Raw genomic sequence first — 13,847 nt, 5'->3', positions numbered from 1 at the left:
TTAGTTTCCTTATCATTTTTCAAAACAATTCACACAAATGAAACTAAAATTAATTGCTTTTTTCATTGTTTTTGGTGGTTTTCTTAACGCACAAGAGAGCAACTTAAAAGAATTTACTTTAGAGGAATTTTTAGGCTATGTAAAAAAATACCACCCTTTAGTAAAACAAGCCGATTTAAAAATTAGTGAAGCACAAGCAAAGCTCATGAAGGCTCGTGGTGCATTTGATCCTAAAATTGAAGCCGATTATGTAGCGAAAGAATATGGCGATAAGAATTATTATTCTATTTTCAACGGGAGCTTCAAAATTCCTACCTGGTATGGCATTGAGATTAAAGCGGCATTTGATAATAATGAAGGCATCTATTTGAATCCAGAAAATACGGTTCCCAATAGCGGACTTACTTCTTTGGGGATTACCGTTCCTGTTGGACAAGGTTTGTGGATTAATGAAAGAATGGCCGATTTGCGCAAAGCTAAATCTTACCAAAAACTAAACAAAGCCGAAAGAGATCTTGAAGTTACGGCTGTCATTTCTGATGCTGTAGTGAGTTATATTAATTGGAAAAGAAATTATGATGAAGTTCAACTTTATGCTGATTATTTAAAAAATGCTACGGTTCGTTATAACGGGGTTTTAAAACTTATTGAACAAGGTGACAAAGCGGGAATTGATAGTGTTGAAGCGGGAATAACTGTAAAAACAAGACGTTTGAATTTAGAAAATTCTCAGCTTAAATTAACCAAAGCTAAACTAGAACTTTCTAATTATATTTGGACAGAAAACAGTATTCCTTTGGAACTAGATGACGCTTTGTTTCCCGATTTAACGATTGAGCAAACTATTTTGGAGACTTTGAATTTAACCGAATTTAACGAAATCACTTTAGACAATCATCCTAAACTTAATGCTTTACAGTCTAAAATTGACATTTTAAATATTGACAGAAAATTAAACGCTAATAGTCTTTTGCCAAAATTAAATTTGAGTTATAATTATCTTTCCGAACCGAGTACTTTTGATAATTACAGATTGGAAGATTATAAAGTGGGGCTTACTTTTTCTTTTCCTTTGTTTTTGCGAAAAGAAAGAGCCAATCTCAAACTAGCGAAATTAAAAGTGCAAGATACCGAACTGAGCTTGGCTTTTGAAAAAGAAAATTTAGCCAATAAAATAGCGGCTCAAAAACAAGAAATCAATTCCTATAAAAGACAACGAGTTATAAACACCGAATTAGTCAATAGCTATTCGCAAATGCTATCTGCAGAAGAGCGCTTGTTTAGTATGGGAGAAAGCTCTTTGTTTTTAATTAACAGTAGAGAAAACAAATTGGTTAGCGCTCAGCTATCTAATATTGTTTTGGAAAACACCCTTTTGAACGCTACTATTGCTTTGTTTAAAACAATTGGTAAGCCGGAATAGTTTTTTTTAACATCCTATAAACAGCAAATTGTATAAGAGTGATTCAATTTTAGGCAATCCAAGATAACTTAGATTTACAAAATCACTAATTACATTCTAGATTTATGCAAAAAAGTCGTTCTGCTCACTTCTAAATTTGCAATTTTTTAAAATTATAACCATAAAAAAATCCCGATGATTTCGGGATTCTTTGATTTTATAACACTATAGATAATTAGTAACGACCACCTCTATTGTTATCTCTGTTGTTAGAAAAGTTTCCTCTTCCTCCACCATTACCACCACGGTTGAAAGATCTTCTTTCACCTTCAGGTTTTGGTTCTGATTTGTTTACTACGATAGTTCTACCTTCTACAGTACCACCGTTTAACTCGTCGATTGCTTTTTGAGCTTCAGCATCGTTTGGCATCTCAACGAATCCAAATCCTTTACTTCTTCCAGTAAATTTGTCAGAGATAATTTTAACTGAATCAACAGCTCCATACTCTTCAAAAAAACCTCTTAAATCTGCTTCCTCAATACTGAACGGAAGACTTCCTACAAAAATGTTCATAAATAAAATTTTATTACGCCAAAGATACTCTTTTAATAGATACAAAATATTTTTTATTTCATTTATTTTCAGATAAATAGATTTTTTTTCATTGCTCTATTAATTACTCGGTTCTCGTTAGCTCAAAATATTGTCTTTCAATTGTTTCTTGATGATTTGGGTGTGCAATTTTTACCATTTCATCTATTCGTTTCTTTAGGGTTTTTCCATATAAATCGGCAATTCCGTTTTCTGTTATTATATATTGCACGTGTGAACGCGTTGTAACCACTCCTGCACCTTGCTTCAAATAGGGTACAATTCTACTTTCTCCTTTTTTTGTAACAGATGGTAGTGCAATTATAGCTTTTCCTCCTTCGCTTAAAGAAGCTCCTCGCATAAAATCCATTTGACCACCCACTCCGGAATACATTTTTCCTCCAATTGAATCGGCACAAACTTGTCCTGTTACATCTACTTCTATCGCTGAATTAATAGCAACCATCTTTGGATTTTTACGAATCATTGCAGTGTCGTTTACCATTGATGATTCTCTTAACTCAACAAAAGGATTATCGTTTACAAAATCATATAATCGTTGAGACCCAATTAAAAATGTGGCTAAGGCTCTTCCTCTAACGGTTCCTTTATAATTGCAGTCAATTACATTTTTTTCTATAAGATCTATTACTCCATCGGAAAACATTTCGGTATGTAGTCCTAAGTTTTTATGATTGGTCAGTTTACTTAATGCTGCATTGGGGATATTCCCTATTCCCATTTGTAATGTACTTTTATCGTCTATCAATGAAGCTACATATTCACCTATTTTGCCTTCAACTTCTGTAAATGGTGCTACTTCATGACAAAAAATTGGCACATTTACTTCTACCATATAGTCTATTTCCGAAACATGAAGAATACCATCTCCAAACGTTCTAGGCATTTGTGGGTTTACTTGGGCAATTATTGCCTTTGAATTTTCTATAGCAGCAATGGTTGCCTCTACTGACACTCCTAAGGAACAATAGCCATGTTTGTCTGGTGGTGACACATGAATAAAAACAACATCTAATGGCAATACGTTTTTTCTAAACAAACGTGGTAATTCGCTTAAAAAAACAGGCGTATAAGATCCGTTCCCTGCTTGTAAGGTGTGTCTAACATTTTTTCCTATAAAAAAAGAATTTACATGAAAGCTATTGGCTAACTCAGGATTGGCATAGGGGGCTTCTCCTTCTGTATGCAAATGACAAACTTCTACATTGGTTAACTCTGAGGCTCTTTCTGCCAATGCTTTTGTTAATATTGTTGGTGTGGCTGCTGCTGCTTGAACATATACTCTGTCTCCCGATTTTACTATTTTTACTGCTTCTTGTGCAGTTACATATTGACTCATACCTACTTTTTTTTTACTTCTACAAATTTACCATTGGATGCAATCTTAAAACATGATATTTCTCAGTTTTGATTTATTTTTTATACATTTGAAATAGCACTTTATTACAACTCTCATTTTATATGAAATTCATTTTTCCTACCTCTTTTTTGCTTTTAATTTTAATTCTGTCTTGCTCTGAAAAAAATGAAAGCTTCATTTTCTCCTATAAATTACCAAAAGAATTAGATGAAGTTTCGGGTGTTGCTTTTGTAAACAACCAGACTTATGTTATTGAAGACCATGGAAACAAAAATTGCATTTATCATCTAAAAGAAAACGGAAAAATTGAAAACGAAATAACGGTTGAAAATGTAAAAAATGTGGATTGGGAGGATTTGACTTCTGATGTTTCAGGCAACCTATATATTGGTGACTTTGGGAATAATGAAAATATCCGTAAAGATTTATGTATCTATAAAATTAAAGCAGACCAATTGGAAAAAAATGCCATTGCTTCTGAATCAAAAACTACGTTTTATTATCCCGAACAAAAGAATTTCCCTCCCAATGAGAAAGAAATGTTTTATGACTGTGAATCTTTTTTTGAATGGAGAGGGCATTTTTATCTTTTTACAAAAAACAGAAGTAAAGATTTTGATGGTACAGTTTTGATTTACAAAGTTCCAAACCAACCTGGACATCATAAGGCTGAGTTAATCGATATTTTTAAAACTTGTAACAGTAAAGATCATTGTGTGATTACAAGTGCTGCTATTACAAAAGATGGCAGTAAAATTGCTTTACTTTCTCATTCTATTGTTTGGGTAATTGAGAACTTTAAATCTGACGATTTTACTAATGGCATGATTAGTACTTTTAATTTACAACATGATTCTCAAAAAGAAGCTATTTGTTTTAAAAACAATAATATGCTTGTTATTATGGATGAGAGTAATGAATCCCGTGGAAATGCCTATGATTTTTCTATTAATGATTTTGAGACTGAAAACTAACTTCCTTTTACACTAATAAAATTTATTAGAGCCGAGAAAACTCCTGCATAATGAAGCTATTACTACACTTCTTGGTTATCTTTTTGTGCTGCTCAATCATTTAAACCCAAAATAAAAGACCAACTAGTATAAAAATTGTATTTTTGCTTTTTTGAATTTGACAATTATGATTATTATAAAAACAAGAGAAGAGATTGAGTTAATGCGTGAAAGTGCGTTGATCGTTTCTAAAACATTAGGAATAATTGCTAAGGAGATTAAACCTGGTGTCACTACATTACAATTAGATAAAATTGCAGAAGAATATATTAGAGATCATGGTGCTGAACCTGCTTTCTTAGGCATGTATGGTTTCCCAAATTCCTTATGCATGAGTCCAAACACGCAGGTTGTTCATGGCATTCCAAACGACAAACCTTTGGTTGATGGTGATATTATTTCGGTAGATTGTGGTGCTTTTAAAAATGGTTTTTATGGAGATCATGCCTATACTTTTGAGGTGGGAGAGGTTGATGAAGCTACTAAAAAATTACTTCAAGTTACTAAAGAGTCACTTTATGAAGGGATTCGTGCTACAAAAGTGGGCAATCGTGTGGAGGATATTGGTTTTGCTATTCAACAGTATTGCGAAAAGCATGGTTATGGTGTTGTGCGCGAGCTTTGTGGTCATGGTTTGGGTCGAAAAATGCATGAAGATCCAGAAGTTCCAAACTATGGAAAACGTGGTCGTGGCAAAAAGCTAACAAACGGAATGGTGATTGCTATTGAGCCTATGATAAACATGGGAACAAAAAACATTATTCAACATAAAGATGGATGGACTATTACCACCGCAGATGGAAAACCAAGTGCTCATTTTGAACATGATGTTGCAATCGTTGATGGGAAACCCGAGTTACTTTCTACTTTTGCTTATATCTATGATGCTTTAGGAATTGTGAGCAATGAAGAAGATGGTTTGAGACAGAAAGCTTTGATTTTGTAAATTGTTTCACAAAGATTCACAGAGCAATCGCAGAGATACACAAAATGGAAATAAACGACTTATCGTATAAAATTATTGGACTAGCAATTGATGTTCATAAAGAATTAGGCCCTGGCTTACTAGAATCTGCTTACCAAGAATGTCTATTTTATGAAATTAAAAGTGCTGGATTAAAAGTAGTAAAAGAATTAGCTTTACCAATAACGTATAAAGACATCAAACTTGATCATGGGTACAGAATTGATTTATTAGTTGAAGACAAAATCGTTTTAGAATTAAAAACAGTTGAAAACTTTACCGATGTTCATTTTGCTCAAGTTTTAACTTATCTAAAATTAGGCAATTACCCATTAGGTTTACTCATTAATTTTAATTCTAAAATTCTAAAAAGTAATATTAAACGCTTTATAAATACCACTCCGTGAATCTTAGTGTTTCTTTTGTGTAACTCTGTGAAATAAATATGAAAAAACTATTCAAATATATTTTAAACACCATTCCAAGACCTATTCTTATTCGATTAAGTATTGTGGTGCGTCCTATTATTGCTTTTTTGTTAAAGGGAAATAATTTTACTGATCCTATTGATGGTAAAAGCTTCAAGATGTTTTTACCTTATGGCTATGGCAATCAACGCAATAATGTGCTATCTCCAAGCACGCTTTCTTTGGAGAGACATCGCTTATTGTGGTTGTATTTACAAAATGAAACAGATTTTTTTACTTCTTCAACCAAACTAGAAGTATTGCATTTTGCTCCTGAACAAGAGTTTTATAAGCGCTTTAAAAAACAACAAAATATTAATTATACTACCACCGATTTACTTTCTCCTTTAGCCGATGTGAAAGCTGATATTTGTAATCTTCCTTTTGAAGACAATGCCTATGATATTATTTTTTGTAATCATGTTTTGGAGCATATTCCAGATGACACAAAGGCCATGCAAGAGTTATATCGTGTTTTAAAACCAGGTGGTATGGGTATTTTTCAAATTCCTCAAGATTTATCTAGAGCGACTACTTTTTCTGACGATTCTATTACTGATGCTAAAGAGCGTGCGAAAATCTTTGGTCAATATGACCATGTTAGGGTTTATGGACGTGATTATTTTGACAAATTGAGAAGTATCGGATTTAAAGTTGAGGAAGTTGATTATACTAATACTATTTCAAATGATTTAGTAGAAAAATACTGTTTAGCCAAAGGAGAAATTATTCCCGTTTGTTTTAAATAATTAAAAATTACATGCCGCTTTCAAATGATTCCAAATGTGCGTTAGTCTTTGACTTAACGTATGATACTCTTTTAGCTTCCTATATTCCAAATGCTTTCATTGTTGAACACGCTGAGGGTGTTTTATATTATGTAAAAAAAAGTGCTAACTCAAAAACCATTGAGGAATTTCAGCTTGAGTTAGACTCAAATGAGAAGCAATTACTTACTTTATGTGAAAAATTAAACACGAAAAGTTTACTTTCTAAATATAAAATTAAAAATAAAATAGCAAAAAGCTTAGAATTAGTATTAAGCGATGATAAAACTGCGAAAATTATATCGCATTATATTAATTTTACTCTTGAGTCTTTTTTTAAAATTGCTACTAAAACTACCATTCCATTAAGTATTGATTTAAACAAAAAAGATGTTTTCCATAAACAGCAAGTTCGTTTTTCTAATATTCCTTTAGAACCTAATCTTCATTTTTCTAAAACTCCAGAAAATATTGTTTATTGTTTAAGTTTATTAAACAATAAAACTGAGGTGTTTCCTTTTGAAAACGACTTTAAAATTATTTTAAACAGTCCTTCTTGGGTTTGTCTCAATAAAGTTTTATATCCTATAAATCATATTAATGGCAACAAATTAAAACCCTTTATTTCTAAAAAAAACATTGTAATTCCAAATAAAAACAGTGTTGAATATTTTAATAAATTCATTAAAAATGTTATTCGAAAGGTTCCTATAGCAGCAGAAGGTTTTTCTGTTGCAACAAACTCCAATTGTATTGGTTGTTATATTAGACCTAGTTTATATATACATCATAAAATCTATCTTTTAGAGGTGGTTTTTAGATATAACGATTATGAGTTTTCTATTACTGATGAAAAAGAAAAACACATTTCCCTTAGTCATAATGAAAAAGATGAATTCACTGTTTACCAAACCATTAGAAATAGAGAAGAAGAAAGTAAAATCATTGCAATTCTTGAAAATTTAGGATTCATTTTCCTTTCAGGAGGTTTGGCAACTTTCAATTCAAATTTATCTGAAATTGATGACTATTTTAATATTACAGAACTTTTAAAATTACAAGATAAAATAGCTACAACTTCTATTGCCATAGCATTAGAACTAAATAATAAAACTATTAGCAAACATACTTCTACTATTTCTACAAAATTTGAAGAGAAAAAAGATTGGTTTGATGTGGAAATGATTATTGAGATTGAAGATTTTAAAATTCCTTTTTCAAACATAATTTCTCATCTAAAAACGGGTAACCGTTTGTATGAATTGCCCAATGAAAAACTTTTCATTATTCCTGTGGAATGGTTCAGTAAATACAAATCATTAGTCGATTTTGGAAAAACATCGAATAATAGTATTCAGATTCAAAAAAATCAATTTACTGTTTTAGAAGAGTCTGGAATTGCAATTGAAAACAAGCTGTTTCAAAAAGAAATCATCCCTTATCGAACTACTGGAAACATCAATGCTAAACTTAGAAATTATCAAGAAGAAGGCGTGAATTGGTTGGTTAAAAACTATCAATTAGGCTTAGGTTCATGCTTGGCTGATGATATGGGATTAGGAAAAACAATACAGTCTTTAGCCTATTTGGATTTTGTATATACTCATTTTGAAAATGATTTTATAGTTACTGAAGAAGTTGCTGATACTTTCGATTTGTTTAGCATTAACACACCCACAACTACAAAAAAATTAAAAGCTTTGGTTGTTGCTCCCAGTTCTTTAACCTATAATTGGTTTAATGAAACTAAGAAATTTGCACCCCAATTCACAAGATTAAATTATACTGGTTTAGACCGAAAGATTAAGCGAAAAAAATTAGACAAAGTAGATCTTGTTTTCACATCTTATGGTTTGCTTTTAAAAGACATTAACCTTCTAAAAACAATACCTTTTAACTTTTTAATTATTGATGAAAGTCAACAAATAAAGAATAGAAATTCTAAAATTTATAAAGCAATAAATACTATTAACGCAACACATAAAGTTTCTTTAAGCGGCACGCCAATAGAAAATTCATTGAGTGATTTATGGAGTCAGATGCAATTTATTAATCCGAATTTATTAAATACCTATGCTTTTTTTGAATCTTATTTTAAGAAGCCCATTGAAAAACTATTTGATGAACAAAAAACTAAAGAATTACGCTCGTTAATTAGTCCGTATTTATTAAGGAGAACCAAAAATGAGGTAGCTAAAGATTTACCTGAAATTTCTGAACAAATTTTTTATTCAGAAATGTCGGAAGAACAATCTAAGTTTTATGAAAATGAAAAATCGATTATTCGAAATTATTTGATTGACAAAAAACTAAACACACTTGATGAAAAGCCTACTTCAAATATTTCGATTTTAAATGCGCTATCAAAGTTAAGGCAATTAGCGAATCATCCTGCATTGATTGGAGAAACAATGGAATCGGGCAAATTTACTGATGTTTCTGCCTACATTGAAACACTTTTACAAGCCAAACAAAAAGTTTTAATTTTTAGTTCCTATACTTCTCACTTGAAGATTTATACCGATTGGTGCGATAAGAACAATACTCCTTATAGTTTATTAACTGGAAGCACAAAAATTGCAGATAGGGAAAGTGAAGTTGCTAATTTTCAAAAAGACGACAATAAATTATTATTCTTCATTTCATTAAAAGCCGGTGGAACGGGGTTAAACCTCACTAAGGCTTCCTATGTTATTCTTCTAGACCCTTGGTGGAATCCTTTTGCAGAATTACAAGCTATTGGGCGTGCACATCGTATTGGACAAGAAAACCAAGTGAATGTTGTTCGATTTATAGCCAAAGACACTATCGAAGAGAAAATCAGCCAATTGCAACAGTCTAAAAAAGAAATTTCTGATGCTATTATTGAAACTTCTGTTCCTAAGGAAGTTTTAAATAATATTGACTATATATTAGCATAAAAAAATCCCGCAAAAGCGGGATTTTATATAGCATTCTTTTATTTATTCTTCTGGCATTAACATTCCAATTACTTTATCTTTTGAAACATATTTTTTAGCAACTGCTTGAATTTCTTTAGGCGTTATTGCTTTCAATTTTGCTTCATAATTTAGTATTTCTTCAGGATTACTAGCATTCATAGCTGCTTTTGTTAAACTAGACATCCAGAATCTGTTCTCTTTGATGTTCTTTTTGTATTCTAATTTTTCTCCTTCAATAAATTTATCTACATCTTTTTGTTCTGGTCCGTTCTCGATAATTTTATTTAACTCTCTTAATGCTGAAGCTGTTAGTGTCTCTGCATTTTCTGGTCCGCAAGGAAAACCAATTGTAAAATTATAGCTTCCATATGGCACTTTGCTCATGTTTCCTCTTGCATTTACTCCATACACTCCACTTTCATTTTCTCTTAACTCTTCCACTAATTTTATTGTTAAAACATCTCCAAGTGCTTTTAATGCGAAGTCTTCTTTAGCATCATATTTGCAATCGCCATAGAACATAATACTAACCGTACTTTTTGGATCTTTTCCTTTGTTTACAACTTTTTTATGTTCTCCTTTTAACATTCTGTATCCTAAATCTACCATTTGCTCACGTTCTTTTGTAGCTGGTAATGATGCTAAATACATTTCAGCATATTCTTTCAATTTTGCTTCATCAATATTACCTACAAAGTAAAAACTAAAATCTCCTGCATTAGAAAATCTTTCTTTAAAGATTTTATAGGCTAATTCATAATCTGCTTTGTCAAAATCTTCTGCTTTAGGGAAACCTGTATAGCGAGGGTTTTCTTTATTTAAATAAGAATAAAACTCATTAGAAAAATAGGTTGATGGTCTAGACAACATATTCGACAAGAATCCTTTTTGTTTAGTAACAAAACCATTAAATGCTTCTTTGTCCATATTTAAATCTGTGAAATATGCATGAACCATTTGCATTAAATATTCTAAATCTTTAGGAGCTGCTGAACCTTGCATACCTTCTGAAGTTGAACCAACATAAGGATAAACGTTAGCAATCTTTCCAGTCATAAATTTATTAATATCGTTTTTATTCATTCCAGAAAAACCTGCTTCATCAATTCCTCCCATTGCTAAAGATGCTTTTTTATAATCTTCGTTAGAAAGTAGATTCGTTCCTCCAAAACTCATTGCTTGAAACTGAATTTCATCGTTTTTAAAATCTGTTTTCTTATAAATCACTTTTGCTCCGTTAGAAAGCGTTAGAGTTACTACATCTAATTTATCATTTTTCTCGGTTTTAACTATAGCTCCTTTTTTTGGAGCGTTTCTTAACAAACTAGATGCTATTTCTGTTTCTTGATAAGGTTGTAATGCTGCTACATCAACATTCATCGCAGCCAATACTTCTGCTTCTGTTGGCTGTTTTAAACCTTCTTTTTCTGGCCCTGTTAAAATTACAACTCTATTATCTTCTTTAATATATTTAGTAATTAAATCGTTTGTTTCTTTCAATGAAATAGTAGGCAACAATTCTTTCATTGCATTGAAAGTCCATTCTATACTTGGTGCTGGTTCTTGCTCTAAGAAATTTCCTTGCATTGCCCAAACATAATTTTCTGACTCTGTTTTGTCTTTTTCTTTAAATTGAGTTTCAACACGTGTTAAATATTCTGTCTTAGCTCGCTCTAATTCACTTTCAACAAAACCAAACTTTCTTACTCTTTCATTTTCTTCAATAAGAATTCTTAAGGCATCTAATTGTTTATCTTGACCAACCATTGCAAAAGATTGAAAAGCTTCTTTGCTACGAGCATATGTCCCTCCATGGTAGGTATAACCAAATGTAAAAGGAGGATTAGGCGAATTTTGTTTTTCTTCCAATCTATTATTCAACATTGTTGCGAATAATCCTTCTATTAAATTATCTCTGTAATCTTTAACAGTTACTGTTTTCTTTGGTTCTGAATAATCTTTATACAACAATCGAACTTGGGAAAATGCAGCTTCTTTATCGCTTTCAACCGCTACAAATGTTTCTTTATGATTAGGCACATCGAACACTTTACGAGGTTTTTCATTTTTTGGGTTTTTGTAGCCTGAGAAATGATCTTTAATTTTCTTTTCCATTTCTTCCACATCAATATCTCCAACGACAACAACACTCATTAAATTTGGTCTGTACCAATCTTTATAGAAACTTGTTAATTTATCATAAGTGAAATTTTCAAGAATCTCTTTTTGCCCAATAGGTAAACGATTTGCATAGTGAGAATTATACATCATTTTTGGCATAAAGCGGCCCATCATTCTTTTATCTGCTCCTAATCCTAAACGATACTCTTCTAAAACCACTCCTCTTTCTTTGTCAATTTCTTCTGGAGTTAAGGTTGTATTGAAAGCCCAATCTTCAATAATTTGAAATCCTTTTTCCACTTTTTCTTTGTCATCTGAAGGTATAGGTAAAAAATAAACCGTCTCATCAAAACTAGTATAAGCATTTAAATGTTGACCAAATTTTACCCCAATACTTTGAAGATAATCTACTAATTTGTTTTTAGGAAAACGTTTTGTTCCATTAAAACACATGTGCTCCATAAAATGGGCTAAACCTTGTTGTTCGTCGGATTCTAAAATAGAACCTGCATTAATCATTAATCTAAGATCTACCTTATTTTCAGGCTTTCCGTTTTTCTTAATGTAATAGGTTAAACCATTTTTTAATTTCCCTGTTCTAACAGACGGATCCATAGGAATTGGACTGTCCATTTTTAAATCTTGAGCAACAACCAAAGTTGGTACAACTACTAAGAAGTAAAATAATTGTTTGAATTTTTTCATGTTAAATAAATTTTAGCTAAACTAAAATTATAACTCAAAACAATCAATATTATTATAAAAAGATTAACTTTTATTCCTATTTTTTTTACATTTTTTATTCAACAATCAAGTTTTTAAAACTCTCAGAATTATATTGTTGCATTGTGTTTTTTTCGTCAGTATAAAGTAAAAGCACCTTTAATTCTGGATGTTTTATTACAAATTGCTTAACTTCTTCAAGTGACATTATCATAAATGCGGTAGCATAACCATCGGCCATAATACATGTTGGTGCTAAAACCGTAGCACTAAGAATAGTGTTCTTCTCTCTCTTACCTGTTTTAGGATTAATAATATGCACAAATTTTTCTCCAGTAATAGAATCTGTAATTACTTTTCTATAATTTCCGGAAGTTGCCATACCTAAATTCTCCAAACGAAGCGTTGCAATTAACTTTCTTTCATTTGGCTTTTGCAACGGATCATCTATCCCAACTATCCAATTTTTATTTTCAATGGTATTTTTCCCAAATGCAATTAATTCTCCTCCTATTTCTACAATTCCATTTTCTATCCCTCTAGATTTTAAAAATTCGGTCAGTACATCTACCGAATATCCTTGTGCTATAGCATTAAAATCGAAATAGGTTTCTGGGTATTTTTTTGATATTGTTTGATTTTGATTAAGCTTGACATTATCGAAGCCTACATAATTTAACAAACTATCTATTTCGTTTTGAGAGAGGTGTGCTCTAGATTTATTAGGACCAAAACCATAGGCATTGACTAAAACACCAATTGTTGGATCAAATAATCCATTGGTTTCAGTAAAAATTTGATTAGAAGCTTTAAAAGTGTCAATTAATAATTTATCAACAACAACGGTAGTATCACCTGCATTAATTTTAGATATTTTAGAATCTTTTCTATAGGTAGATAAAGACATATCAAAAGCTAAAAGAAGGGAATCTGTCTCTGCTTTAGTGACTAATTCTTCATTGGCTATATATTTTATACTATAGGTACTACCTTGTGCTTCACCTTGAATAATAAAAAATTGTGTTTCTTGCTTATTACAAGATAGGAATACTACCAACAGTAGTATTAAACTATAAAAGTTCTTTGTAGCCATTATAATTAATGATATAATCTGAATTAGAGTAAACTGGTTTTTCAAAATCTTCTGCATTTGCAATTCCTACACCTGCGAAAAGAACTTTTGCATTTTTTGCTTTTGCATGATTTATAAAAGTTTCAACAAATAAAACATTAGGTTCGTCTGGATTTATCGGATAAGGCACCATTTGAACCATTACGAAATGTAGTCTGTTTTGAGTATCTACACAAACAAATTGTGGGTGCTTTTTTAACTGACTATTAATAGCAATGAATTCGAATCCTTTTTTTTCAAGGTCTTTGCCTACGTGATTCATGGCGATTTGATGCAATTCTTGTTCTGTTAGCTCTTCCATAGCACAAAAATACAAAATAGCATGAATAGAAATAAAAAAACC

The 13,847-nt window shown here is 31.2% G+C and carries 11 protein-coding genes; 6 read left to right on the top strand and 5 right to left on the bottom strand.

Annotated elements, in window-relative coordinates:
• Positions 1-37 precede the first annotated feature (37 nt).
• Complete coding sequence (locus tag ACZ49Z_RS10020) at positions 38-1,423, top strand: TolC family protein (protein ID WP_464308029.1); 1,386 nt, start codon at positions 38-40, stop codon at positions 1,421-1,423.
• A 214-nt stretch (positions 1,424-1,637) separates the two neighbouring features.
• Here the strand turns inward: ACZ49Z_RS10020 and ACZ49Z_RS10015 are convergent, their stop codons facing one another.
• Together ACZ49Z_RS10015 and ACZ49Z_RS10010 are read right to left on the bottom strand one after the other, a co-directional pair.
• On the bottom strand, positions 1,638-1,976 hold the full coding sequence (locus tag ACZ49Z_RS10015) for an RNA recognition motif domain-containing protein (RefSeq protein ID WP_464308028.1): 339 nt from the start codon (positions 1,974-1,976) through the stop codon (positions 1,638-1,640).
• Between the two features lie 103 nt (positions 1,977-2,079).
• Positions 2,080-3,354: an acetyl-CoA hydrolase/transferase family protein gene (locus ACZ49Z_RS10010; protein ID WP_464308027.1), complete on the bottom strand. Its 1,275-nt coding sequence runs from the start codon at positions 3,352-3,354 to the stop codon at positions 2,080-2,082.
• Between the two features lie 122 nt (positions 3,355-3,476).
• On the opposite strand from ACZ49Z_RS10010, the gene ACZ49Z_RS10005 reads away from it, so the two are divergent.
• The 5 genes from ACZ49Z_RS10005 to ACZ49Z_RS09985 all read left to right on the top strand — a co-directional run bounded on the left by ACZ49Z_RS10005 (position 3,477) and on the right by ACZ49Z_RS09985 (position 9,507).
• Positions 3,477-4,349 (top strand): hypothetical protein, encoded by an 873-nt coding sequence (locus ACZ49Z_RS10005; protein WP_464308026.1) that lies wholly within the window; start codon positions 3,477-3,479, stop codon positions 4,347-4,349.
• 166 nt (positions 4,350-4,515) lie between these two features.
• Positions 4,516-5,334 carry a type I methionyl aminopeptidase gene (gene map, locus ACZ49Z_RS10000; protein WP_464308025.1) on the top strand — a complete coding sequence of 273 codons (819 nt, stop codon included), beginning with the start codon at positions 4,516-4,518 and terminating at the stop codon, positions 5,332-5,334.
• A 44-nt stretch (positions 5,335-5,378) separates the two neighbouring features.
• On the top strand, positions 5,379-5,759 hold the full coding sequence (locus tag ACZ49Z_RS09995; protein ID WP_464308024.1) for a GxxExxY protein: 381 nt from the start codon (positions 5,379-5,381) through the stop codon (positions 5,757-5,759).
• 38 nt (positions 5,760-5,797) lie between these two features.
• Complete coding sequence (locus ACZ49Z_RS09990; RefSeq protein WP_464308023.1) at positions 5,798-6,568, top strand: class I SAM-dependent methyltransferase; 771 nt, start codon at positions 5,798-5,800, stop codon at positions 6,566-6,568.
• Positions 6,569-6,579: 11 nt separating this feature from the next.
• Entirely contained in the window at positions 6,580-9,507 is a 2,928-nt protein-coding gene (locus tag ACZ49Z_RS09985; RefSeq protein WP_464308022.1) for a DEAD/DEAH box helicase, read from the top strand.
• Positions 9,508-9,549: 42 nt separating this feature from the next.
• Here the strand turns inward: ACZ49Z_RS09985 and ACZ49Z_RS09980 are convergent, their stop codons facing one another.
• The 3 genes from ACZ49Z_RS09980 to ACZ49Z_RS09970 all read right to left on the bottom strand — a co-directional run bounded on the left by ACZ49Z_RS09980 (position 9,550) and on the right by ACZ49Z_RS09970 (position 13,805).
• Positions 9,550-12,354 carry a M16 family metallopeptidase gene (locus ACZ49Z_RS09980; RefSeq protein ID WP_464308021.1) on the bottom strand — a complete coding sequence of 935 codons (2,805 nt, stop codon included), beginning with the start codon at positions 12,352-12,354 and terminating at the stop codon, positions 9,550-9,552.
• Between the two features lie 94 nt (positions 12,355-12,448).
• Positions 12,449-13,465 carry an FAD:protein FMN transferase gene (locus tag ACZ49Z_RS09975; protein WP_464308020.1) on the bottom strand — a complete coding sequence of 339 codons (1,017 nt, stop codon included), beginning with the start codon at positions 13,463-13,465 and terminating at the stop codon, positions 12,449-12,451.
• Positions 13,443-13,805, bottom strand: a complete 363-nt coding sequence (locus ACZ49Z_RS09970) for a Na(+)-translocating NADH-quinone reductase subunit F (protein WP_464308019.1) — start codon at positions 13,803-13,805, stop codon at positions 13,443-13,445. Before ACZ49Z_RS09970 ends, ACZ49Z_RS09975 begins: the two co-directional genes overlap by 23 nt.
• Positions 13,806-13,847: the final 42 nt, after the last annotated feature.

It is taken from the genome of Flavobacterium sp. KY-23415, assembly GCF_055384985.1.
Note: the sequence above shows the minus strand (reverse complement) of the source record. Positions and strands in the feature narration are given on the sequence as shown.

Excerpts from the sequence above, each read along its gene's own strand:
- map (WP_464308025.1), top strand. The coding sequence starts at position 4,516 with ATGATTATTATAAAAACAAGAGAAGAGATTGAGTTAATGCGTGAAAGT.
- ACZ49Z_RS09980 (WP_464308021.1), bottom strand. The coding sequence starts at position 12,354 with ATGAAAAAATTCAAACAATTATTTTACTTCTTAGTAGTTGTACCAACT.
- ACZ49Z_RS10015 (WP_464308028.1), bottom strand. The coding sequence starts at position 1,976 with ATGAACATTTTTGTAGGAAGTCTTCCGTTCAGTATTGAGGAAGCAGAT.
- ACZ49Z_RS09970 (WP_464308019.1), bottom strand. The coding sequence starts at position 13,805 with ATGGAAGAGCTAACAGAACAAGAATTGCATCAAATCGCCATGAATCAC.
- ACZ49Z_RS10005 (WP_464308026.1), top strand. The coding sequence starts at position 3,477 with ATGAAATTCATTTTTCCTACCTCTTTTTTGCTTTTAATTTTAATTCTG.
- ACZ49Z_RS09975 (WP_464308020.1), bottom strand. The coding sequence starts at position 13,465 with ATGGCTACAAAGAACTTTTATAGTTTAATACTACTGTTGGTAGTATTC.
- ACZ49Z_RS09995 (WP_464308024.1), top strand. The coding sequence starts at position 5,379 with ATGGAAATAAACGACTTATCGTATAAAATTATTGGACTAGCAATTGAT.
- ACZ49Z_RS09985 (WP_464308022.1), top strand. The coding sequence starts at position 6,580 with ATGCCGCTTTCAAATGATTCCAAATGTGCGTTAGTCTTTGACTTAACG.
- ACZ49Z_RS10010 (WP_464308027.1), bottom strand. The coding sequence starts at position 3,354 with ATGAGTCAATATGTAACTGCACAAGAAGCAGTAAAAATAGTAAAATCG.
- ACZ49Z_RS09990 (WP_464308023.1), top strand. The coding sequence starts at position 5,798 with ATGAAAAAACTATTCAAATATATTTTAAACACCATTCCAAGACCTATT.
- ACZ49Z_RS10020 (WP_464308029.1), top strand. The coding sequence starts at position 38 with ATGAAACTAAAATTAATTGCTTTTTTCATTGTTTTTGGTGGTTTTCTT.